General features: G+C 40.5%; 23 protein-coding genes, 2 tRNA genes and 1 rRNA gene. 20 read left to right on the top strand and 6 right to left on the bottom strand.

All coding sequences use genetic code 11. The annotated features are described in order from the left end of the window. The first annotated feature begins 109 nt into the window (after positions 1-109). The 7 genes from rrf (at position 110) to tsaD (ending at position 3,382) form a co-directional block, all read left to right on the top strand. A 5S ribosomal RNA gene (rrf, locus tag ABES03_RS03155) occupies positions 110-226 on the top strand. A 156-nt stretch (positions 227-382) separates the two neighbouring features. Continuing rightward, positions 383-456 (top strand) — tRNA-Met (locus ABES03_RS03150). A 3-nt stretch (positions 457-459) separates the two neighbouring features. Beyond that, positions 460-536: transfer RNA gene (locus ABES03_RS03145), tRNA-Asp, on the top strand. Positions 537-735: 199 nt separating this feature from the next. Then, positions 736-1,191: a tRNA (adenosine(37)-N6)-threonylcarbamoyltransferase complex ATPase subunit type 1 TsaE gene (tsaE, locus tag ABES03_RS03140; protein WP_430115048.1), complete on the top strand. Its 456-nt coding sequence runs from the start codon at positions 736-738 to the stop codon at positions 1,189-1,191. Further along, a complete protein-coding gene (gene tsaB / locus ABES03_RS03135) occupies positions 1,188-1,886 on the top strand; it encodes a tRNA (adenosine(37)-N6)-threonylcarbamoyltransferase complex dimerization subunit type 1 TsaB (RefSeq protein ID WP_430115046.1) in 699 nt (232 codons plus the stop codon). The genes tsaE and tsaB overlap by 4 nt, the downstream gene beginning before the upstream one ends. Before the next feature lie 21 nt (positions 1,887-1,907). Then, positions 1,908-2,357 carry a ribosomal protein S18-alanine N-acetyltransferase gene (gene rimI, locus ABES03_RS03130; protein ID WP_430115044.1) on the top strand — a complete coding sequence of 150 codons (450 nt, stop codon included), beginning with the start codon at positions 1,908-1,910 and terminating at the stop codon, positions 2,355-2,357. Beyond that, positions 2,354-3,382: a tRNA (adenosine(37)-N6)-threonylcarbamoyltransferase complex transferase subunit TsaD gene (gene tsaD, locus ABES03_RS03125; protein WP_430115042.1), complete on the top strand. Its 1,029-nt coding sequence runs from the start codon at positions 2,354-2,356 to the stop codon at positions 3,380-3,382. Before rimI ends, tsaD begins: the two co-directional genes overlap by 4 nt. A gap of 351 nt (positions 3,383-3,733) precedes the next feature. Here the strand turns inward: tsaD and ABES03_RS03120 are convergent, their stop codons facing one another. Beyond that, a complete protein-coding gene (locus tag ABES03_RS03120; protein ID WP_430115039.1) occupies positions 3,734-5,653 on the bottom strand; it encodes an ABC-F family ATP-binding cassette domain-containing protein in 1,920 nt (639 codons plus the stop codon). Between the two features lie 168 nt (positions 5,654-5,821). Between ABES03_RS03120 and moaC the strand changes: the two genes are divergently transcribed. The 8 genes from moaC to ABES03_RS03080 all read left to right on the top strand — a co-directional run bounded on the left by moaC (position 5,822) and on the right by ABES03_RS03080 (position 12,255). Then, positions 5,822-6,319 (top strand): cyclic pyranopterin monophosphate synthase MoaC, encoded by a 498-nt coding sequence (gene moaC / locus ABES03_RS03115; RefSeq protein WP_430115038.1) that lies wholly within the window; start codon positions 5,822-5,824, stop codon positions 6,317-6,319. Positions 6,320-6,353: 34 nt separating this feature from the next. Then, complete coding sequence (locus ABES03_RS03110) at positions 6,354-7,007, top strand: redox-sensing transcriptional repressor Rex (protein ID WP_430115036.1); 654 nt, start codon at positions 6,354-6,356, stop codon at positions 7,005-7,007. Between the two features lie 128 nt (positions 7,008-7,135). Continuing rightward, positions 7,136-7,759: a YhbD family protein gene (locus tag ABES03_RS03105; protein WP_430115034.1), complete on the top strand. Its 624-nt coding sequence runs from the start codon at positions 7,136-7,138 to the stop codon at positions 7,757-7,759. Between the two features lie 12 nt (positions 7,760-7,771). After that, on the top strand, positions 7,772-8,497 hold the full coding sequence (locus tag ABES03_RS03100; protein WP_430115033.1) for a polymer-forming cytoskeletal protein: 726 nt from the start codon (positions 7,772-7,774) through the stop codon (positions 8,495-8,497). A 15-nt stretch (positions 8,498-8,512) separates the two neighbouring features. Then, on the top strand, positions 8,513-9,235 hold the full coding sequence (locus tag ABES03_RS03095; RefSeq protein WP_430115032.1) for a cytoplasmic protein: 723 nt from the start codon (positions 8,513-8,515) through the stop codon (positions 9,233-9,235). A 12-nt stretch (positions 9,236-9,247) separates the two neighbouring features. Beyond that, a complete protein-coding gene (locus tag ABES03_RS03090) occupies positions 9,248-10,762 on the top strand; it encodes an MDR family MFS transporter (RefSeq protein WP_430115030.1) in 1,515 nt (504 codons plus the stop codon). A 234-nt stretch (positions 10,763-10,996) separates the two neighbouring features. Continuing rightward, the gene (locus ABES03_RS03085; protein ID WP_430115029.1) at positions 10,997-11,302 is read left to right on the top strand and encodes a transposase; all 306 of its coding nucleotides are present in this window, start codon (positions 10,997-10,999) and stop codon (positions 11,300-11,302) included. Next, on the top strand, positions 11,221-12,255 hold the full coding sequence (locus ABES03_RS03080; RefSeq protein WP_430115051.1) for an IS3 family transposase: 1,035 nt from the start codon (positions 11,221-11,223) through the stop codon (positions 12,253-12,255). Before ABES03_RS03085 ends, ABES03_RS03080 begins: the two co-directional genes overlap by 82 nt. 347 nt (positions 12,256-12,602) lie before the next feature. On the opposite strand, the gene ABES03_RS03075 is transcribed toward ABES03_RS03080, so the two are convergent. After that, positions 12,603-12,803, bottom strand: a complete 201-nt coding sequence (locus ABES03_RS03075) for a YdiK family protein (protein WP_430115026.1) — start codon at positions 12,801-12,803, stop codon at positions 12,603-12,605. Then, a complete protein-coding gene (locus tag ABES03_RS03070) occupies positions 12,800-13,522 on the bottom strand; it encodes a CPBP family intramembrane glutamic endopeptidase (RefSeq protein WP_430115025.1) in 723 nt (240 codons plus the stop codon). Before ABES03_RS03070 ends, ABES03_RS03075 begins: the two co-directional genes overlap by 4 nt. A gap of 315 nt (positions 13,523-13,837) precedes the next feature. On the opposite strand from ABES03_RS03070, the gene groES reads away from it, so the two are divergent. Then, positions 13,838-14,122, top strand: a complete 285-nt coding sequence (groES, locus tag ABES03_RS03065) for a co-chaperone GroES (RefSeq protein WP_308084271.1) — start codon at positions 13,838-13,840, stop codon at positions 14,120-14,122. Positions 14,123-14,174: 52 nt separating this feature from the next. Then, complete coding sequence (gene groL, locus ABES03_RS03060; RefSeq protein WP_430115023.1) at positions 14,175-15,809, top strand: chaperonin GroEL; 1,635 nt, start codon at positions 14,175-14,177, stop codon at positions 15,807-15,809. A gap of 64 nt (positions 15,810-15,873) precedes the next feature. On the opposite strand, the gene ABES03_RS03055 is transcribed toward groL, so the two are convergent. The 3 genes from ABES03_RS03055 to ABES03_RS03045 all read right to left on the bottom strand — a co-directional run bounded on the left by ABES03_RS03055 (position 15,874) and on the right by ABES03_RS03045 (position 19,754). Beyond that, positions 15,874-16,284: a hypothetical protein gene (locus tag ABES03_RS03055; protein WP_430115020.1), complete on the bottom strand. Its 411-nt coding sequence runs from the start codon at positions 16,282-16,284 to the stop codon at positions 15,874-15,876. Positions 16,285-16,427: 143 nt separating this feature from the next. Continuing rightward, complete coding sequence (locus tag ABES03_RS03050) at positions 16,428-16,610, bottom strand: hypothetical protein (protein ID WP_309856643.1); 183 nt, start codon at positions 16,608-16,610, stop codon at positions 16,428-16,430. Positions 16,611-16,814: 204 nt separating this feature from the next. After that, positions 16,815-19,754, bottom strand: a complete 2,940-nt coding sequence (locus tag ABES03_RS03045; protein WP_430115018.1) for a fibronectin type III domain-containing protein — start codon at positions 19,752-19,754, stop codon at positions 16,815-16,817. A 263-nt stretch (positions 19,755-20,017) separates the two neighbouring features. On the opposite strand from ABES03_RS03045, the gene ABES03_RS03040 reads away from it, so the two are divergent. The 3 genes from ABES03_RS03040 to ABES03_RS03030 form a co-directional block, all read left to right on the top strand. Next, a complete protein-coding gene (locus ABES03_RS03040; protein ID WP_430115015.1) occupies positions 20,018-21,013 on the top strand; it encodes an ABC transporter substrate-binding protein in 996 nt (331 codons plus the stop codon). A 189-nt stretch (positions 21,014-21,202) separates the two neighbouring features. Beyond that, a complete protein-coding gene (locus ABES03_RS03035; protein WP_430115014.1) occupies positions 21,203-21,697 on the top strand; it encodes an S-Ena type endospore appendage in 495 nt (164 codons plus the stop codon). A 115-nt stretch (positions 21,698-21,812) separates the two neighbouring features. After that, on the top strand, positions 21,813-22,081 hold a 269-nt coding region (locus ABES03_RS03030), incomplete at its 3' end, for a hypothetical protein (protein ID WP_430115012.1).

The following is a 22,081-nucleotide window of genomic DNA, read 5'->3' as shown; positions in this document are numbered from 1 at the left end:
TGATACTAATCGTTCGAGGACTTAACCAAGTTTTAAAGCGAACTCGTTTTTTACAAACACTTCTTCTACATTATCTAGTTTTGAGAGAATGATCTCTCAAACAAAATAGTCTGGTAACAATGGCGAGAAGGTCACACCCGTTCCCATACCGAACACGGAAGTTAAGCTTCTCAGCGCCGATGGTAGTTGGGACGAAAGTCCCTGTGAGAGTAGGACGTTGCCAGGCTGTTTTAAAATACTATTGTCGCGGGGTGGAGCACGTTCGAATAATCTCCTTCGAATATTCTACAGCGCAACGATTGAGCCACTGCTTGAATAAGCCTTCCGAAATCGGGGCGGTCTTAAACTAAGCTCATGCTCAAAATTTTATAATTTTTACCGTCGCGGGGTGGAGCAGTCTGGTAGCTCGTCGGGCTCATAACCCGAAGGTCGCAGGTTCAAATCCTGTCCCCGCAATATGGTCCGGTAGTTCAGTTGGTTAGAATGCCTGCCTGTCACGCAGGAGGTCGCGGGTTCGAGTCCCGTCCGGACCGCCATATATATGCTAAAATCAAGTGCGAAACCAAGTTTCGGCTTTTTTTTATGCCATTTTATTAGGTTTTTTTGCGCTGTAGGGTTATAATTATGTACACTACATATGGAAAAGCATCCTTAGGAGATATCCTAAGGTTTTTTTTGCACTTAAATAAGGTAAAATGAGAGTAAAGGATTGCTAGGAAAGTAAAAGGTGATTGAATGAATCAATTCGAATGGAAGACGACAAATTCTGAGGAGACCTCTACATTGGCCGAACGCTTGGCTCAGCTTTTACAGCCAGGTGATGTGATTGCCCTTGAGGGTGATTTAGGAGCCGGAAAAACGACCTTTACCAAAGGCCTTGCTAAAGGGTTGGAAGTTAAGAAAACCGTCAACAGCCCTACTTTTACAATTATTAAAGAATATAACGGCAGGCTGCCCTTGTATCATATGGATGTCTATAGAGTAGCGGATGCTTTTGAAGATCTAGGTTTTGATGAATACTTTGAAGGTGACGGCGTAACAGTAGTGGAATGGGCACATTTAATTGAAGAGCAACTTCCACAAGAACGATTAACTATTTTCTTGTATCGTGAAGAAGGAGATCAAAGGAAAATGGTATTCGTGCCAAAGGGCAAGAGATATGAGCAACTATGTAAGGAGATTTTCAAATGACAGTATTGGCGATAGATACTTCTAACTATGCATTAGGAGTAGCGCTTTTAGAAGAGAATCAAGTAGTAGGAGAATACATTACTAATTTAAAAAAGAATCACTCTGTTCGGATTATGCCTGCTATTGAAGCTTTAATGAGTGATTGTGAACGAGTACCAGCAGATTTAACGAAGATTGTGGTTGCTAAAGGACCGGGGTCTTATACAGGAGTAAGAATCGGTGTTACGATTGCCAAAACACTAGCTTGGACTCTTAATATTCCGCTTGTGGGTGTTTCAAGTTTAGAAATTTTAGCCGCAGGAACTGGACGATACTTTGATGGAATGGTATCCCCGTTGTTTGATGCTAGAAGAGGCCAAGTGTATACAGGCTTATATCAATTTGTAGACGGAAAGCTTACTGTTGTGCAACAGGATCAGTTAGTGATGCTTGCTGACTGGGTAGAAAGGTTATCAGAATCGGATAAGCCTATCTTATTTGTAGGAAATGATCTACCGATTCATCAAGCTAAAATTGAAGAAGTCTTGGGACCTAAAGCCATTTTTGCAAGTATGACAGAACATAACCCACGTCCAGCTGAACTTGCTTTATTAGGAAAGGGCCAAGCTGGAGACGACTTACATTCTTTTGTACCAAATTATATACGTTTAGCAGAAGCGGAAGCTAAGTGGCTTGAAGCAAAAGGAAAAATATAAAATGGATAGGGAAAGAGATATATGGTAGATTCTTATGTTTTTCGATATATGAGGGAAGAGGATATTGACCAGGTACTAGAGGTAGAGCATGCGTCCTTTACCACGCCTTGGAGCAGGGAAGCATTTTATAATGAACTACACAATAATAAATTCGCTGTCTATATTGTCCTTGAGGAAGAAAATCAAATCATTGGCTATTGTGGAACATGGGTTGTCATCGATGAAGCACATGTGACGAACGTGGCCATAATGCCTGGATATCGGGGAAAAAAGCTAGGAGAGGCATTAATGACAAAGCTAATGTCTGTTGCTAGGGAGTTAGGAGCTAGAAGTATGACGCTTGAAGTAAGGGTAACGAATCATGTCGCACAATCCCTTTATCGGAAATTAGGATTTCAAAATGGCGGGATTCGAAAAAACTATTATTCAGATAACCAAGAAGATGCACTAGTAATGTGGGTGAATTTATGAAAAAAGATCAGTATATTTTAGCAATAGAAACAAGCTGTGATGAGACGGCAGTAGCCATCATTAAAAATGGTCGTGAGATTGCAGCTAATGTCGTGGCATCTCAAATAGAAAGTCATAAGCGGTTTGGCGGAGTAGTACCTGAAATTGCCTCCCGTCATCATGTTGAGCAAATAACCATCGTGATGGAGGAAGCGCTGAATCAGGCAAACCTTACAATGGCTGATTTGGATGCTATTGCTGTCACAGAAGGTCCCGGATTAGTTGGTGCGCTATTAATTGGTGTTAATGCCGCAAAAGCTTTGGCGTTTGCCCATAATAAGCCACTTGTACCGGTCCACCATATAGCTGGGCATATCTATGCAAACCGGCTGGTAACAGAAATGAAATTTCCTTTGTTGTCACTTGTGGTATCTGGTGGCCATACAGAGCTTGTTTACATGAAGGAGCACGGTCACTTTGAAGTAATTGGCGAAACAAGAGATGATGCAGCTGGAGAAGCCTACGATAAGGTGGCAAGAACGTTAAATATGCCGTATCCTGGCGGCCCGCATATTGATCGCTTAGCACAGGAAGGAAGCCCTACGATTGACCTACCTAGAGCATGGCTGGAAGAAGGTTCGTTTGACTTTAGTTTTAGCGGCTTGAAATCTGCTGTTATTAATACGGTCCACAATGCTGAACAGCGCGGTGAAACAATTGCTCCAGAAGATCTTGCGGCAAGCTTCCAAGCGAGTGTCATTGAAGTACTGTTGAAAAAGACTGAAAAGGCTGTTGCTCAGTATGACGTGAAGCAAGTATTAGTAGCAGGAGGGGTGGCAGCCAATAAAGGGCTAAGACATGCATTAGAAAAGGCGTTTGCTGACCAACCTGAAATTGAATTAGTGATTCCTCCATTATCCTTGTGCACCGATAATGCAGCCATGATTGCGGCAGCAGGAAGCATCATGTTTGAAAAAGGAATCAGAGCAGGCCTTGAGCTTAATGCAAATCCAGGATTGGATATTGAAATGCATAATAATGAGTAACCGTTCCATGATGGAACGGTTTTTTTGTGGATAATTAATTTTTTGAATGATGAAAAAAACAGGTGATTGTGGATAACGTCAGGGGAAACTGTTGATAATGTGGATAAATACAGTAATTACTGTGGATAATGTGGAAAAGTGTGTGGAATAACTGAAATAGTAGGCTTTAAAATGTAGATAAGGTTGTGGAAAAAGGGCGGTTTTATTAAAAATTGTAGATAAATGGTGAAAGTGTGTAGATAAAACAAAATTTTGTGTAGATAAATCACAGAAACGTGTACTAAAATTCCCTCAGCTCCAATCTAGACATAAATATAGGAAAAAACCGGGCACATCTACCCGGTTTTCCTATTAATCAGCTAGCTCAGCCCACTCTTCCATTAATTGCTCAAGCTCAGCCTTCGCTTTTTCGCTTTTTATGTTAATCTCCAGTACCTTTTCGTGATTTTGAAATACTTCTGGTTCACATAACTGTTGTTCGCACTCCTGAATTAGTTCCTCAAGCTCTTCAATCCGTAACTCGATTTCTTCTAATTTTCTTTTGCGCTGGCGCTCCAGCTTTTTGCTTTCTTTATCTTGTTGATAAGACGTTTTCTCTTGTGCTTCTGCCTGAGCAGCATTTTTAGACGATTCAGCTAGCGCTAAAGCAGCCAGTTCTTCCTGCTCGAGCTTCTTTTCTAAATAATAATCATAATCCCCAAGGTACTCCATGCTGCCATGTCGGTTTAATTCTAATACCTTCGTGGCAATTCGGTTAATAAAATACCGGTCATGGGATACAAACAAAATGGTGCCAGGATAATCAATCAATGCATTCTCCAGAACTTCCTTACTATCAAGGTCTAGGTGGTTCGTAGGCTCGTCAAGAATGAGAACATTGGCCTTTTCTAGCATCAGCTTGGCAAGTGCTAACCGAGCTTTCTCCCCGCCGCTAAGGGTGGAGACTATTTTTAACACATCATCACCAGAGAATAAGAAGTTTCCAAGAACGGTTCGGATCTCTTTTTCACTTTTCAGCGGATAATCATCCCAGAGCTCATTTAATACACGCTTATTAGAGGTCAATTCCGCCTGTTCCTGATCGTAATAACCAATGGAAAGGTTTGTCCCATAATGAATGGTTCCGGCAAGGGCAGGGAGCTTCTTAATAATCGTTTTTAGAAGCGTAGACTTACCAATTCCATTTGGACCCACAAGAGCAATGCTTTCCCCCTTAAAGGCCCGGAACGAAATCTCCTCAGATACCTTCTCTCCATCGTAGCCCACCGCAAGAGAATCGACCGTTAATACATCATTCCCGGTTTGTCTTTCAATTTCAAAAGAGAAGGTAGCAGACTTTTCATCACCAAGAGGTCGGTCCATTATGTCCATTTTCTCAAGCTTTTTCCGGCGGCTTTGCGCTTGTTTGGTGGTGGACGCTCTCGCTAGATTCCTTTGGATAAAATCTTGCAAATTAGCGACCTCTTGCTGTTGTTTTTCATAAAGCTTCAAATTGCGCTCATAATTGGCCGCTTTTTGATCAAGGTAAGAACTATAGTTACCCGGAAACCTTTGGATTTGCTTGCGGGATACTTCATAGACCTGATTCACGACTTTATCTAAGAAGTAGCGGTCATGAGAGACAATTAAAATAGCGCCATCATAACCCTGCAAATATTGCTCTAGCCATGAAAGGGTATCAATATCCAAATGGTTGGTAGGCTCGTCCAATATTAAAATATCAGGTTTGGTTAGCAGCAATTTCCCTAAGGCAAGCCGGGTTTTTTGACCACCGCTTAAACTAGTAATCATGAGAGAATGATCCTGGAAATTTAGACCGTGCAGAACCGAACGAATGTCAGCTTCAAACTGGTATCCGCCCTGCTCCTTGAATTTTACCTGGAGAGTATCATATTCTTTCAGCACCCGTTCGTACTTGCCTGGGTCTTCAAACACAGAAGGATCGGCCATTTGTTCTTCTAGTTTGCGGAGCGATTTTTCCATGATTTGAAGTGGTTCAAATACGGTTAACATTTCGTCCCAAATGGTCAACTTGGATTCTAATCCTGTGTTTTGGGCTAAATACCCGATGGTTACTTCTTTTGGTTTGATGATTTCGCCGCCATCATGAGACAAATGTCCGGCAATAATCTTTAATAAGGTCGATTTTCCGGCGCCATTACGGCCAACAAGGGCCACACGGTCTCTCGTTTGTAATTCTAGCTTTATATTCGATAAAATAAGGTCAGCACCATAATATTTTTGTAATTGATTCACTTGCAATAAAATCATTCTATTCACCTCTATTACTTAGGACTAGTGTACCGTATTAGCAGTATGACAGCAATAACTCGGACTCTTCTAGGTGATGTTCTTATAAAAAATATAGTGTTTCGTTCAAAGTTTCACACACATAAAAGGAAAAATAGTGTATTATTTTTTGGTAGGAGGATTTTTTATATGGTCGAATTTACGCATTTTAATGAAGAAGGCAGAGCAAAGATGGTAGATGTCAGCGACAAGCCAGAGACTGCACGTACTGCTCTTGCTCATTCTAGCATAACTGTAAGTAAAGAGATTTTTGATAAAATAACCCATAATGAGATGAAAAAGGGCGATGTATTAGCTGTTGCCCAGGTGGCTGCTGTGATGGCGGCTAAAAAAACATGGGATCTCATTCCTATGTGTCACCCCATTCCACTGACTGGTGTGAATATTTCTTTTGCATGGGAAGAGGATCAAACAGGGGACTTTCAATTACATATTGAAGCAGCGGTGAAAACAAAAGGGAATACTGGTGTGGAAATGGAAGCGCTCACAGCTGCAGCTGCATGTGCTTTAACCGTTTATGATATGTGTAAGGCAGTAGATAAAGGGATGGTTATTGGACCAACCTATTTAGTGGAAAAAACAGGCGGTAAAAACGGTGATTTTAGAAGAAATGAACAGGTTAAATAAGAGTTAAAAAACCATTCATGGGGTGTGGGAGAATATGAGTAACGAAACGATGAAAATACCACAGGCGACAGCGAAACGGCTGCCCCTCTATTATCGATTTTTAAAGAACCTGCATACTTCCGGCAAACAAAGAGTTTCATCTGCAGAGTTAAGTGAAGCGGTAAAGGTAGACTCGGCAACGATTCGCCGTGACTTTTCCTATTTTGGGGCATTAGGTAAGAAGGGGTATGGCTATAATGTTAATTATTTGTTAACCTTTTTCCGGAAAACGCTGGATCAGGATGAATTAACAAAGGTTGCGTTAATTGGGGTCGGTAATTTGGGGACTGCCTTTTTAAATTATAACTTTTTAAAAAATAACAACACGAAGATCGAGGTCGCATTTGATGTCGATCCGGAAAAAATGGGAACAATGATTCGTGAAGTTCCGGTTCATCATATGGATGATTTGGAGAAGGTATTAGAAAATAGTGATATTCAGGTGGCTATTTTAACGGTTCCTGCTCCTGTTGCGCAAATGATAACGGACCGACTTGTAAAAGCGGAAGTCAAAGGGATTTTAAACTTTACGCCTGCTCGGTTAAATGTACCTGGTTCGATTCGGGTTCACCATATTGACTTGGCAGTGGAACTGCAATCATTGGTTTACTTTTTGAAACACTATCCGACAGCGGATCTAGATGAATAGTACATGGTAAGGCCTTTTACGAATTTTCTTTCGTAGAGGGCCTTTTATTTTTACATAAAATTGTAAATAGTAACTTTACAAGCGTAACAGTGTTATGTTACATTAATAAACAGAAAGGGGTTTTTATCATGAGTGAGGAGTTAATCTCAAAAAAAGACCTATTAGAATTTGCGGGAATTTCCTATGGACAGTTATATAGGTGGAAGCGAAAGGACCTTATTCCAGAAGACTGGTTCATACGTAAATCAACTTTTACTGGGCAGGAAACCTTTTTCCCAAAAGAGAAGATCCTAGAAAGAATCAATAAAATCCAAACAATGAAAGAAAATTTATCACTAGATGAACTGGCAGACATGTTTTCACCGAATATTTCTGACTTGCAGCTTGGAAAAGATGAGTTAGTAAAACGTAACATTGTTTCATCTGCTGTCATGGATTTTTACCTTGAGAATGAAAAAGGAAGCCCTACGTTTACAATTACTAGAATGCTTGAGGTATACGTGCTTGAGAAGCTTCTGCAATCTGGTGAGATTAATCAAGATGAAGGAAAGATGATGCTTCAGGTGCTAAAGGAGCATGCTGCTTTAATCAAACAAAAAAGCTGTGAATTAGTGATAACAAGGAAGCTTGGGGTGTCATCATGTCTTTTGCTCATTAACGCGGAAGCAATGCATATGGATCTGGGGACGAAAATGGTTGTGCAGCTCTCACTGATGTCGTGTATGGAAGAGATCAAAGCAAAATTATTATAAAGGAGAATATACATGGATATGAAGGAAAGAGGAGACTTAGTCATCAATGGTTTCGGTGCTTCCAATGGCGGGACGTTTCGCCAGGTCATATTGAATGGCTTCGGAACGGTTAACAGTGATGTTGAATGCGTGGAGTTTGAAAGTAATGGTTTCGGGACCGTGGATGGGAATGTGACAAGCGAACAGACGAAAATAAACGGTAAAGCAAAGGTCAAGGGAACGATTGAATCCCAACACCTAGCGATAGATGGAACGGCTAAGATTGACGAAAATCTATATGTGAAAAAATTAAAGGTTTCTGGCAAGGCATCTGTTGGTGGAAAAATCAAAAGTGAGGAAATCAAAATTAATGGGGTGTTAAGGGTAGAAGGAGATTGTGAGGCGGAGATTTTTAAAGCAGATTCTCAATTTGCTATTGGCGGGCTATTAAATGCCGAACAAATTACAATACAACTTCATGGCCCATGCAAGGCAAAGGAAATCGGCGGTGAAACCATATTGGTGAAACATAGACATAGAGGTTCCTTTTTTGAAAGTCTCATTAAACCGCTGTTTTCCACTCAGCTCGAAGCGGAGTTCATTGAAGGGGACGTAATTGAACTAGAGAATACCATTGCTAAGGTTGTACGGGGGAATCAGGTAAAGATAGGCCGGAATTGCCAAATTGGTGTCGTAGAGTACCGGGAAGATTTTTCACAACATAAAAATGCTGTAGTTAAAGAAAGTATAAAAGTGTAATTGGGGGGTAGGACAATGGAGAAAAGCAGTAACCTGATCATCAATGGATCGGGAAGTTACCCTGGCGGCCAATATAGAAAAATCAGCATAAGAGGAGAAGGGACCATCGTCAATAATGTGGACTGCTCCAGCTTTCATGTATATGGAACAAGTGAGGCGTGCGAAAATGTGAAAACACGCGCGGCTAAAATCTTGGGTGAGGCAGAGGTCAAAGGATCGATGGAGGCAGAGGAAGTACTCATCATGGGAACAATGACCGTTGGCGGAAAGGCGCAGCTGAAAAAAGTAAAGATTTTTGGCATGTTAGAGGTGGATGACCGATTGATGGGCGAGTCAGCCGTTATTAAAGGAAGTATCTCTGTAAAAGGTGATGTCGAATATGAGAAATTTGACTCGAGCGGTGGATTTGAAATTAAGGGGTTGTTATCTGCCGACACTGTTAAAATTTCCCTGAGTTTTGGCGAGAGCACGGCGGAGGAAATTGGCGGCGGGAAGATCTCGGTAAAAAGAGGATCCTGGTTTATTCCATTCACCAATATTCCACTCTCAAAAAGAGCGGGCTTTCTCGATGCGAAAGTCATCGAAGGCGATGAGGTGTACTTAGAAAACACAAAGGCAGCAATCGTTCGGGGTAATATTGTGAAAATCGGACCAGGATGCGACATCGGTTTGGTTGAGTATCGAGAGAATTTGACCCATGACCCTAGCGCCACGATTAAGACGAAAACAAAGATTTAAGGGGGATATGGGATGACAATGAAGGATAGTAAATTAGGGTTGGTTGTCGCAGGATTATTATTGGGGATTTTAATGGCATCTATGGATAATACCATCGTTGTGACCGCGATGGGGACGATTGTTGGTGACCTCGGCGGACTGGAAAGCTTCGTTTGGGTTGTTTCTGCCTATATGGTGGCAGAGATGGCAGGGATGCCGATCTTCGGAAAATTGTCTGACATGTACGGACGGAAGCGGTTCTTTATTTTTGGACTTATTTTGTTTATGGCAGGATCCGCTTTATGCGGTACAGCCGAAACGATTACACAGTTAAGTATTTACCGGGCGATTCAAGGGATTGGCGGCGGCGCCCTTGTGCCCATTGCCTTTACAATCATGTTTGATCTTTTTCCACCTGAAAAACGTGGGAAGATGGGCGGATTATTTGGAGCCGTCTTTGGTCTTTCGAGTATTTTTGGGCCGTTGCTAGGGGCGTATATTACAGATCATATCAGCTGGCATTGGATTTTCTATATTAACATGCCACTTGGAATTTTATCCTTGATTTTTATCGTGATGGCTTACAAAGAGTCACCAATTCATCAAAAGCAAACGATTGACTGGTGGGGAGCGGTGACATTAGTCAGTGCAGTGGTCTGCTTAATGTTTGCCCTAGAGCTGGGTGGACAGAAATATGACTGGGATTCAATGATTATTTTAAGCTTATTTTCAGGATTTGCGATTTTGTTTGTAGTCTTTTTATTTGCGGAGACAAAAGCAAAGGATCCCATCATTTCATTTTCGATGTTTAAAAACCGGTTGTTTGCTGGAAGTACGATTGTCGGTCTGTTTTACGGGGCAGCTTTTATGGCGGGAACGGTATACATACCGATTTTTGTCCAAGGAGTGTATGGAGGCAGTGCAACGAATTCTGGATTAATTTTATTACCGATGATGCTGGGATCGGTGGTAACCGCGCAGGTAGGCGGATTTTTGAACACCAAAATGAGCTACCGTAATATCATGTTTTTGTCGGCGGTTATTCTGATTGGTGGATTTTTGCTGTTAAGTACGATTACTCCAGAAACCAGCCGGACAATATTAACGGTGTACATGATTGTTATCGGACTGGGAGTGGGTTTCTCTTTTTCGGTGTTGAGCATGGCGGCGATTCATCCGTTTGGCATGGAGCAGAGGGGATCAGCGACTTCAACAAGTAACTTTATTCGTTCACTTGGAATGACGATTGGGATTACCATTTTTGGTACAATCCAACGAAATGATTTTACAGAGGCTCTCGAAAAAGCCTTTGCTGGAATGGGACCGATGCCGAAGGGAGGAGCATTCGGGGATTCACGTGCGTTATTATCAGAGGAAGGGCGGAAAATGATTCCGCCACAGATTCTTGATAAAATTACGGATGCTCTTTCTAGCTCGATTGTCCACACGTTTACATGGGCTTTGGTACCAGCAGGTCTGGCGTTCTTATTTATCTTTATTTTAGGTAAAGAACGAATGGTCATCCACCGGGGAGAGACTTCAAAATAAAAGGTGTCAGGCACCATTGTGAAAATTTCATATGGTGCCTGACACCCTTTTTTGTGATTCGCTGATAAATGGCTTAAATTCGCTGATAAAATTCAAGATTCGCTGATAAAACCGTGAATTCGCCGATAAATGTAAGAAATTCTTTTAAGCCCCCTTAATCTTTTAGACACCATATTGCTTTAGGTTTACACTCTGAGTAATGGATACAAAATGATTAAAGGAGGTGAAAGAGTCATGCCTAAACAAAAAATTGATGTGATTGAAGACGTTAAAAAGAAGTATGTTCGTATGGCTTTGGAAACTGGGAAACATACCTCTACAGCTCGTAAGGCCGGTATATCTTCCGATACCTTAAGAAAATGGACTAAAGAGTATGAAGATGTAGTTAGAGATGAAATGGAATCCGAAGGAATAACTACTATATCCGTTAATCCATCCAAACAAGAATTGCAGGCTAGATACGAACAAGCAATGAAACTTTTAGGAGAAAAAGAGCTAGAAGTCGCTATGCTAAAAGAGATAATAAAAAAAAACGAATAACCAAGGATGATATGTTAAAAGAGGCAGAACGATGGAGATCTGAGGGTTTTTCTGTAAAAAAAACAATGAAATTATTAGGGATCGAGAGATCACTATATTATTATCATCAGGCTAATATGTCTTCAGAAGAAAAAGGAACAAGAGGAAGACCAGTTCCTGGTTACTCGCTTGATAAAAATGGGAAAAGAATCCCTGATGAACAGATAGAAGAGTTCTTGATGGAGGCAGTTGAAGGAGAAGAAGTTGTGTATGGGTACCGTAAGCTAACTCATTTCTTGCGAAATGAACATCAGCTTGAAATTAACTTCAAGAAAGTCTATCGATTATGCGAAAAACTGGATATCCTTCTTCCAAAGCGAGAAAAGACGACCAAATATCCAAGAAGAATTGCAAGAAATCATGTCATAACGGGTCCGAATCAACTGTGGCAGCTAGATATTAAATATGGATCTATAGAAGAGAGTGGACGGTTCTTTTTCTTAACGAGTGCGATTGATGTATTTGACCGATGTATTGTCGGATTTTACATGGGCTCGAATTGTAAGGCGAAAAGTATTACTGAAATGCTTCGGGAGGCTCTCTTAAAAAGAAAAGTTCCACTTCCGAAGGAAGACGATGACCCGAGATTATTTATCCGAACTGACAATGGTCCTCAATTCGTTAGTGATGTATTTGGTGAATTTTGTGAAAGTCAGAAAGTAATTCATGAAAGAATCCCAAAGAAATCACCAAATTGTAATGCGTACATTGAATCCTTTCACAGTATTATTGAGCGAGAATGCTTTCAACGATACGCATTTGAGTTCTTTGAAGAAGCATACTTTAAGGTAAGTGAATTCATAGAATTCTACAACGACAGACGATACCATGGAAGTTTAAACTACCTATCTCCAACTCAGTTCCATGAAATCTATAACCAGGGAAGTTTGGACATCGAGGCAATACGATTATAAAAATTACAGCCACCTCTATTCTGGAATATGGGGGCGCTCACTTAACCTCCTTCTTCAGCTTAGCTGCCAGGTAGTTGGATGAAATGAAGCGGTCAAGTGCATTCCTTGACGGCTTCATTTCATCCAACTATTCTCCAAAATAGCTGAAGAAGGAGTGGCAATCGTCTAAACCAAAAAACAAAAAAATGAAAAACTAAGAAAACAGAAGAAAACATGAGAACGTGTCTAAAATAACGGGGCCAGACCGAATTCGCAGATAAAATACAATTTCTTCAGATTGAGTGTAATTTTACACATAAAAAAGAGCTTATATTAGCTAAAAGTTTTAATTTTAGCTAATATAAGCTTTATTTTTTCAATTTATCTTTATATCGAAAATGAAAGGCGATCATTTTTAGGCCTGAACCGAAGTCGAAGGTAGCGAGAACGACTAATAAATAGCTAAAAAAGCCCCAGCCGTTTTTTTGAACATCGTCAACGGCGAAGTAAGTAAATAACCCGCCTAAAAAGAAATAAATCAAACCGGATAACAAAGGTGAACGTCTCATAAGAATCCTCCGATAAAGTTTTGAACCGCCTCAGCCTCGCGCTGCAGTCTTTCAATATCGTCTTTATAGACTGATTGGACTAAGACAACCATGGTGTTCATGGTCACATGGGCAAAAATCGGTACCCAGATTCGCTTGGTGATTACATATAGAAAGGCGAACGTAAAGCCCATTGCTGAATAGAGTAAAATGTGTACAGGCTCCATATGTGCTAAAGCGAAAACGACTGAGCTGATGAGTGCAGAGAGAAAGAAGTTAAACCGCTTATAAAGGGAGCCGAAAATAATTTTGCGGAAGACGATTTCTTCTAGGATAGGACCAAAAATACTTGTTACTAGTATGGCCCATGGTAACGTGTCTATGATGGTTAGAATATCCTTCGTGTTCTCCGAGCCCATTTTAATTCCTAAAAGACTCTCGATGATGGCGGCAACATACTGAGAAAATAACGCTAAAAAGACACCCAATATTGCCCAGACGATGGACGAGCCGATAGAACTGTTTCTTTCCTCTAGTCTTTTGGTGTTAAATTCTTTCCTTAAGAGGAAAAGAATGATGATGAGGGCTATAGAAAAGCTGGCAATCAACCAAATCGGCACCGCAAGCCTTTGGCTAATTCCTGCATGTTTAAAACCGAATAGCAATAATGGCATTCCAACCAAACTGGAAAACTGCATAGCAATATATACAATGATGATCCACCAATATTCTTTTTTCAAATGCTAATCTCCTTTTCGCACAACTATCTATTTTACTCATTCTTATGCTTGTCTTTACAACACTATTATATATTTTACTCTTAAAATGAGTCTTGTTTCAATTTAGATGAACTATTTTAATAAGTCAGGTATAGAATGTCCTCTTCTTCACATACTTTATAAGGTTGTCAAAAATGATTTTTTTACCAAAAAATTTTGTGCTTCATACTTGCAAAAGATTATCAGATTCATTATTATAATAATTGTGTTAGCACTCATTAATCGAGAGTGCTAATAATGACAGAATTACATATATATTTGAGGAGGTTGTTTGATTTGTTAAGACCATTAGGTGATCGCATTATCATTGAGCTTGTTGAATCAGAAGAAAAAACTGCAAGCGGTATCGTATTACCAGATTCAGCGAAAGAAAAGCCTCAGGAAGGAAAAGTTGTTGCCGTTGGTACTGGCCGCGTACTTGAAAGCGGAGAGCGTGTAGCACTTGATGTTACTGAAGGCAATCGCATTATCTTCTCAAAATACGCTGGTACAGAAGTGAAATACCAGGGTGTTGAATACTTAATTTTACGTGAAAGCGATATCCTTGCTATTGTTGAGTAAGGTTCATACAAAAATATAAAAATTGAAAACTTATGAGGAGGCTTTTTGAACAATGGCTAAAGAGATTATGTTTAGTGAAGAAGCACGCCGCGCAATGCTACGTGGTGTTGATGCCCTAGCAAATGCTGTTAAAGTTACTCTTGGACCTAAAGGACGCAACGTGGTTCTTGAGAAAAAATTCGGTTCACCACTTATCACAAATGATGGTGTAACAATTGCAAAAGAAATCGAATTAGAAGATGCATTCGAAAACATGGGTGCAAAGCTTGTTGCTGAAGTAGCTAGCAAAACAAACGATGTTGCCGGTGACGGTACAACAACTGCAACTGTTCTTGCACAAGCGATGATTCGCGAAGGCTTAAAGAACGTGACTGCAGGTGCGAACCCAATGGGTATCCGTAAAGGGATCGAAAAAGCGGTTGCAACTGCTGTTGAAGAATTAAAAGCTATTTCTAAACCAATTGAAAACAAAGCTTCTATCGCACAAGTTGCTGCCATCTCTGCGGCTGACGAAGAAGTTGGTCAATTGATTGCTGAAGCAATGGAGCGCGTTGGTAACGACGGCGTTATCACAATTGAAGAATCTAAAGGCTTCACAACTGAATTAGATGTTGTTGAAGGTATGCAATTTGATCGTGGATATGTATCAGCTTACATGGTAACAAACACGGACAAAATGGAAGCTGTTTTAGAAAATCCATATATCTTAATCACTGACAAGAAGATTTCTAGCATTCAAGAAATCCTTCCAGTACTAGAGCAAGTGGTACAACAAGGAAAGCCATTATTACTTGTTGCTGAAGATATCGAAGGTGAAGCATTATCTACATTAGTAGTGAATAAGCTTCGCGGAACGTTCAATGCAGTAGCTGTTAAAGCTCCTGGCTTCGGTGACCGTCGCAAAGCTATGCTTGAAGATATCGCTGCATTAACTGGCGGTGAAGTAATCACTGAAGAGCTTGGCCGTGACCTTAAAACTGCTACAATCGCATCTTTAGGACGCGCTTCTAAAGTGGTTGTAACAAAAGAAAACACTACAATCGTTGAAGGTGCTGGTGAAACAGCTTCAATCGAAGCTCGTGTAAACCAAATCCGTGTTCAATTAGAAGAAACAACTTCTGAATTTGACCGTGAAAAATTACAAGAGCGCTTAGCTAAGTTAGCTGGCGGTGTAGCAGTCATCAAAGTTGGTGCTGCAACTGAAACTGAATTAAAAGAGCGTAAGCTTCGTATCGAAGACGCATTGAACTCAACTCGTGCTGCAGTTGAAGAGGGTATCGTATCCGGTGGTGGTGTAGCCCTTCTAAACGTATACAGCAAAGTAGCTGAAATTCAAGCTGAAGGCGACATTCAAACTGGTATCAACATCGTATTACGTGCGATGGAAGAGCCTGTTCGCACAATCGCTCACAACGCGGGTCTTGAAGGATCTGTTATCGTTGACCGCTTAAAGCGCGAAGAAGTTGGCACAGGCTTCAACGCTGCTAACGGCGAATGGGTAAATATGATTCAAGCTGGTATCGTTGACCCAACTAAGGTGACACGTTCAGCTCTTCAAAACGCTGCATCTGTAGCGGCTATGTTCTTAACAACTGAAGCAGTTGTTGCTGACAAGCCAGAGCCAGCTGGTGCAGGCATGGGTATGCCTGACATGGGCGGTATGGGTGGAATGGGCGGCATGATGTAATCATTTCACCAAAAGAATAGCGAAATATTAAGGGTTGGAGAGAAGTCTCCAACCCTTTTTGCTGTTATTTTTTACTTTTTTTGAATAATTTCATATTTTGTTCTTTTAACTCTTGCAATTCTATTTTTATGTCAGAAATATCATTAATGATTTGATCTAGTTTCTGAGAAAAAGAAGAAAGTTCTTGTGAAATATCCGTTGTGACATCCTCTTGACTTTGGGTGATAGATGGTAATGTACTTCCTTGTGTTTCAGCTTCTATAGAAACTGGATTTTTAGAATTCTGATTGGCTACAGCCCGTTCCGTAATAGAATTTAGGAGAGAATCATTTTTTAGAAGAGTTGTTGCCAGCTGCATAATAGAACCAAGAGATTTTTCATTTTTCAACAAATTGCCGGCTAGGTTTTTGTAAGCCTCGTTGTCTGCAGAAATACCATTATTTAGGACGCTTTTTTCCTCGTTATTTTCATTCATTATTTAACCCCCATTTAGATTAAAACAATTAGTACTAAACAACCTATATTTGAAAAAAAACCTAGAAGACCAGTTGCTCATCTTCTAGGCTTAACACTCAGATTAGGAACTTAAAAACTGATCAGTGTTATATAGGTTTTTCGTTAACAACCCTGACTAGCAATATCAGTAGCAAGCGCTCTAATCATATCTCCAGTAGCTGTATTGATTAATAGGTCTGCAAGAAGAGCTACAACAATGAGAAGGAGATAGACTAAAAATCTTCCAAGTAGACAAAGAAGAGTACCAAGAGTATCACTAGGAGTTTGTTGAACAGAAATAGCCATTTAACTTCACCTCTTTCTTTCACTAGTTTTATAAGAGGCCTCTTACACCATTCATACTATGAAATAAAAGATAGAAGTTATAAGCATATATAACAAGAAAAAGAAAAAGGGGCTGTCCAAATTTTATTAGAATAGAAACTCCCAGACATTTTAGGAGCTTCTATTCAGCAAATCAAGGATTTTCGAACTAATTAATTTCAATTTTTACTTCGATTTAGCTTCTTCACTAATCGCTTTCCCAGGAATAAGATGAACAGTTTCGCTTGGTCCAAAGCCGCTCCATCGGTACCCAAAAACTGGAGCAAGACCATTAGGAATTACATCTGAGAGTCTTTCTCTTTTGGAATATTTCATTCCTCGTCCAACGGCCTCTACACTAAATGTATAGGTTTTCCCTTGTTTAAGCCCTATTACCGTATAATTGGTATTTGCCGTTGTCATTTCTGCATTAATTGGGGTGAATGACGCCCCTGCAGGCTGAATTGGCTGGCCATTTACATAAACACGGTATCCGATCACCTCTTGATTGATGGCGGTTGCCGGGTTCCAAGAGAGTGATACACTTTTTCCGTCCTTACCAATCGCAGCCTTTAAGCCGCCATCAAAGGATGGAGCACCAATGGCATATGGAGTAGCAGTTTCTATCTTAAGTGAACTGTCATAAGGTGTAGTATTACCGGCTAGATCGACAGCTTCTACCGTAACATCGTACTTAGTACTAGGTTGAAGATCCAATAGTGTATACTTATTCGATGTCGCAAATCCATGGAATTCTCCATTTGCATAGACTTTATAGCCGGCAATCCCCGTATCATCACTTGCAGCCTCCCACTCAACAGATGCCCAAGTAAATCCAGGGTACACCACTTCTATTTCTTTGCCGCCGCTAAAAGTATCATTTGCAGGTATGGTAGTTGTTGGCTCTTTGATCTGAGTATTTTCTGGAAGCACTGGGTTAGTTTTATCAACCACTCCAGCCGTTTTTACTCTAATTTTCGGCCCATCAGAAGTACGGTTTCCGGTTGCATCCGCTGCTTCTACTTTAAAACTGTATTCCTTAGCGGGAGACAATCCGGTCACAGTAAAGCTGGTTTGTTTCGTTGTCGTATAATCAGCTCCAACTTTTTCTCCATCTTTATATACCGTATAGCCAGATACCACTGCATTATCGGAAGCACCAGTCCAAGTTAATGTAACGCTCTTACCATCTTCGGATGATACAGCTTGGACATTTGCAGATTCAGTCCATTTAGGTTTTTCAGCTGCATCTACAGGAGCGGCTGTAGTATTTTCAAAGACAATCCCCGTAGAATTTTTAATTCTCCATGGATTTCCACCGTTATCAAGAACGTTCGTAAAGGTTACATTATTAAACTTAATATCCTTTGCGTAATTCAAGTTGGCTGAAAAGACCTTATCAAATTTTACATTATTAAAAGTGATATTCTCATGATAGACCTCGCCAACATCACTATTACCATTCACAAGGATAGCTTGTTTTTTACTGCCCCCTTGGTTGCGAACCGTCGTATTCTCAACCCTAATATCCCTAAATTGAGAAATTTTCTGTGCAGGCTCATAAAGAATCGAAGCATTTGAATCTTCATAAGAGGAAGTAAATACAAAAGGACCATCCCCATCAATGCCTTCTAACGCATTGTCTTTAAAAAGAATATCTCTTGCTCCACCACCCATTGGTGTGTTCGTTTTGGCACGCAGACCGACATCGGTTTTATACATGATGTTGTCTTCTACTAGAAAATCTTGAATCCATCCACCGGTATGACTGCCTGTTACCACTCCACCGTGACCTTCGCGAATATAGTTATTGAAGATCCATGCTTCACCAGTAGGTTCTTCTCCTGCAGCCGCTTGCCCCATGCCTGCAGCAAAGTTAATGGCGTCATCACCAGTATCAACAAAGTTATTGAAGACCATGATGTTTTGAGAGTCACCAAATTCAAACCCGTCAGCATTATTAGCATCGTAGGTCTTTGCTGTCGTACCATTTACCACAATATTTTTGCTATGAAGGTTAACGATTCCATGGAAGGAAGGATTCAGTTGAGTAATGCCTTCATAATACATCCCGTCCACACCACGAACAGTAATCAAGTTGGAACGGGTAGAATAGGCAGACTTCGCATTCATCCCCTCGGCTTGAGACGCATAAGATTGAGCGGCTGCTAAAATTCCGTAGGTACCATCGGAAGAAAGGTCTAACGGACTCATTTGTCCATTTTGCACTTTTACATTGCCTGTGACTTTCGAATTGCTTCCGGCTAGCAAGCGCGGAAGCTCATTCCCGGCTTCATCTATTGTCGGGTTATTAGGATCAGACTTCCACCCATTCCCATCAATCGTTCCTTTTCCTACAATGCGGATGTTCTTTAGGCTGCCGTAATCATATGTATGGGCATTGATTAGGGAGTAAGAACGCTCATCCGTAGAGTAATCGTAGACCCAGAAATTCCTACTGTAGTCTTCAGGATCCGGAGAACCAAGAAAATAGCCATCGACCTGTAACGTCATATCCGACTTAAGCCATATTTCTCCAGAGATAAATTTTCCTTCTGGAATTAACACTTTTGCCCCTGGTGTCGCTGCATCGATCGCCGCCTGAATAGCCTTGGTATCCTTTGTATCATCATTTGGTGTAGCACCATAATCAACGATATTAAATACGTCAGGCACTCTAGTTGTTTTACCGGTAATTTTATTTGACGGGGCTGATTCCACGCCATCCTTATTGACTGATGTTACATAAAATTCATAGGATTTATTTGGTTTAAGATTTTCAACTGTAAAGTTATGAATAAGAATATCAACGTGGAAATCATCTTTATCAATATTTTTATAGAAATTATCAATGTAGGCTTTTGCTGTTCCACTGTTATCCTTTAGGGCGCTTCCTATTTTCTTGTCATTCATATACACATTGAAGTCTACAATATCACTGTAATCCTCAGGTTTTTCCCACACAAGGGTAATGCTGTCTTCGTCAAAAGCAAGGGTTGGTATCTGTAAGTTTTCTGGAGATGCTGGTGCAGTAGATTGCGTTTCTGCATAGGTAATCACACCTGTTTGGCCAAATACAAGTAGAAGTACTAGGAAAATCGAAATACTTTCTTTAAATCTCTTCAACTATTATTACCACCTTTCAACTGTCTTTTGTGAAGCAAGTAACATCCATAACCTCCTTTCTCCAAAAATACATGTTTCATTATAGTTGAAACCGTTTTCAAAAATAATGGAAGATTTTTAGAGGAATGTTAAATTTTTTAATATGTTTGTATATTCAGAAAATACTGTTGTGAAACAACGCTTTGCTGTGTTAAAATCCAAATAATATGAATACAGCAAAAGAGTACATAAAGAGTTGAAATTTTTAAAGGGGGAAAAAGGGGATGAAGAAGAGTCTAGTTCTATTATTATCTGCCATGCTATTGTTGCTTTCTGCCTGCGGAGCGGGTAGTAAAGAGGCAGGTGGAGAGAAAAAAGAGAAAGTTGTAAAAATAGGTATTACACAAATTGTCGAGCACCCGTCACTTGATGCTGCACGAGAAGGGTTTATCGCGGCCCTCAAAGATGCCGGCTATGTAGAAGGAAAGAACTTGAAGCTTAATTACCAAAACGCCCAGGGAGACATGAACAATAACATGTCCATTGCCCAAAACCTGGTCGCGGACAAAAATGATCTTATTTTAGCCATTGCTACTGCTAGCGCGCAGGCGGTGGTTAAGTCGACAAAGGATATTCCAATCTTGTTTACTGCCATTACAGATCCGGTCGGAGCTCAACTTGTCCAAAGTCTTGATAAGCCAGGAGGCAATGCAACAGGCACATCTGATACGCATCCAGATGCAATCAAGAATACGATTGACGCCATTAAAACGTTCATTCCTAAGGCTAAGAAAGTAGGCATCATCTATAACAACGGTGAACCTAACTCTGTTGTAAATGTGAAGAACGCTAAGAAAGCGTTAGAGGCAGCCGGGCTGGAAGCAGTAGAAACTACTATTACAACTAGTTCAGAAGTAAAGCAGGCAGCCGAGTCCATGGTAGGGCGTGCAGATGTATTGTACATTCCAAAGGACAACACGGTTGTGGCTGCCCTAGAATCGGTGATCACTGTGGCCAATGCTAAGAATATTCCAACTTTCGTTGGTGAAGGGGATTCAGTTAAACGTGGAACCTTCGCATCCTATGGCTTTGACTACCACGATCTTGGCTACACTACCGGTAAAATGGCAGTGGAAATTCTTAAAGGGAAGAAACCAAGCGAGATTCCTGTGGGGTTCCCGGAAAAGCTAGAGCTGTTCATCAACAAAAAAGCAGCTCAGGAGGAAGGAATCACCTTAACAGACGAGATGTTAAAGAACGCGAAGATAGTAGGAGAATAATAAGAACGATAAAAAACAGAAAAAAAGACTACTTCCTTAATGTTGGAGGTAGTCTTTTTTTTCTGTTTTTTTATTATGTAACGAGCTTGTTCTGACAAAAATTCAAAAAATGGACAAAGGCCGTTTCACAGCTTATCTCTTTTTAATACATATATTCTGTAACCAAAATAAAAAAAGGAGTTGAAATGAATGAGTAGGTGTGGAAAAAAATGCCATGATGACTGTCATGACTGTAATAAATGCCATAAGAAAGTTTGCCATGATGATTGTTTTCAATGTCTCCGCCACAACAAATGCAAAAACGATTGTAAGGACAATGATTGCAAATGCGATATTCAGCTAGTAAAAGACTGTGTTTGTTGTGAATGGTCTGTACCTGAAGGCCAAACACAAACAGTTTTTCAAACTGGTGGATTTGAACAAATCTTTGGCTCTGGCTTTATCAGCTTTGACTGTGGTCCAGGAAATGACTTTGTTACTGTTCAGTTCTATTTAGGCAATACGCCAGTTGGTATGCCAATTAATGTATTCCAAGATAGCTGCGTAACATTTACTTTCACAAAATTTGACAGAATCACTGTAACTTGTCAAGCAGTACCAGGTGTGATGAATGGAAATGCGGATTGTGAATGTGATAATTGTGAAGGCGAAATTTGTATCACTACTAGATTCCCAGTTTGCTAACTGTTGGCTGGAATAGTTGTTTAGAAGTCTATTTTTTAGAAAATACGCAAATGCCGTTGCCGATAAATCTGAAATTAATATTTTGATATAGAAAAAGAAAGTGAGGTGTATATTATTGACGTGCAGAAAATGCAGAGGATTTGATGATGATTGTGATTGCAATCGTGGTTCTAGTTGTAATTGTGGCGATATTAATTGTTTAAGGTGCTGCAAGAAAAAGAGAGGTAAAAGAGGACCAACAGGACCAACAGGACCAACAGGACCAACAGGACCAACAGGACCAACAGGACCGACAGGACCAACAGGACCGACAGGACCAACAGGACCAACAGGACCGACAGGACCAACAGGACCGACAGGACCAACAGGACCAACAGGACCGAC

Origin of the sequence: Neobacillus rhizosphaerae (genome assembly GCF_050477885.1) — a bacterium.
GTDB lineage: Bacteria > Bacillota > Bacilli > Bacillales > Cytobacillaceae > Neobacillus > Neobacillus rhizosphaerae_A.
Note: the sequence above shows the minus strand (reverse complement) of the source record. Positions and strands in the feature narration are given on the sequence as shown.

Coding starts and splice junctions, on each gene's coding strand:
- ABES03_RS03120 (WP_430115039.1), bottom strand. CDS start 5,653: ATGATTTTATTGCAAGTGAATCAATTACAAAAATATTATGGTGCTGAC.
- tsaE (WP_430115048.1), top strand. CDS start 736: ATGAATCAATTCGAATGGAAGACGACAAATTCTGAGGAGACCTCTACA.
- rimI (WP_430115044.1), top strand. CDS start 1,908: ATGGTAGATTCTTATGTTTTTCGATATATGAGGGAAGAGGATATTGAC.
- ABES03_RS03085 (WP_430115029.1), top strand. CDS start 10,997: ATGCCTAAACAAAAAATTGATGTGATTGAAGACGTTAAAAAGAAGTAT.
- tsaB (WP_430115046.1), top strand. CDS start 1,188: ATGACAGTATTGGCGATAGATACTTCTAACTATGCATTAGGAGTAGCG.
- moaC (WP_430115038.1), top strand. CDS start 5,822: ATGGTCGAATTTACGCATTTTAATGAAGAAGGCAGAGCAAAGATGGTA.
- tsaD (WP_430115042.1), top strand. CDS start 2,354: ATGAAAAAAGATCAGTATATTTTAGCAATAGAAACAAGCTGTGATGAG.
- ABES03_RS03050 (WP_309856643.1), bottom strand. CDS start 16,610: ATGGCTATTTCTGTTCAACAAACTCCTAGTGATACTCTTGGTACTCTT.
- ABES03_RS03090 (WP_430115030.1), top strand. CDS start 9,248: ATGACAATGAAGGATAGTAAATTAGGGTTGGTTGTCGCAGGATTATTA.
- ABES03_RS03100 (WP_430115033.1), top strand. CDS start 7,772: ATGGATATGAAGGAAAGAGGAGACTTAGTCATCAATGGTTTCGGTGCT.
- ABES03_RS03040 (WP_430115015.1), top strand. CDS start 20,018: ATGAAGAAGAGTCTAGTTCTATTATTATCTGCCATGCTATTGTTGCTT.
- ABES03_RS03055 (WP_430115020.1), bottom strand. CDS start 16,284: ATGAATGAAAATAACGAGGAAAAAAGCGTCCTAAATAATGGTATTTCT.
- ABES03_RS03110 (WP_430115036.1), top strand. CDS start 6,354: ATGAGTAACGAAACGATGAAAATACCACAGGCGACAGCGAAACGGCTG.
- ABES03_RS03105 (WP_430115034.1), top strand. CDS start 7,136: ATGAGTGAGGAGTTAATCTCAAAAAAAGACCTATTAGAATTTGCGGGA.
- ABES03_RS03095 (WP_430115032.1), top strand. CDS start 8,513: ATGGAGAAAAGCAGTAACCTGATCATCAATGGATCGGGAAGTTACCCT.
- ABES03_RS03075 (WP_430115026.1), bottom strand. CDS start 12,803: ATGAGACGTTCACCTTTGTTATCCGGTTTGATTTATTTCTTTTTAGGC.
- ABES03_RS03035 (WP_430115014.1), top strand. CDS start 21,203: ATGAGTAGGTGTGGAAAAAAATGCCATGATGACTGTCATGACTGTAAT.
- groL (WP_430115023.1), top strand. CDS start 14,175: ATGGCTAAAGAGATTATGTTTAGTGAAGAAGCACGCCGCGCAATGCTA.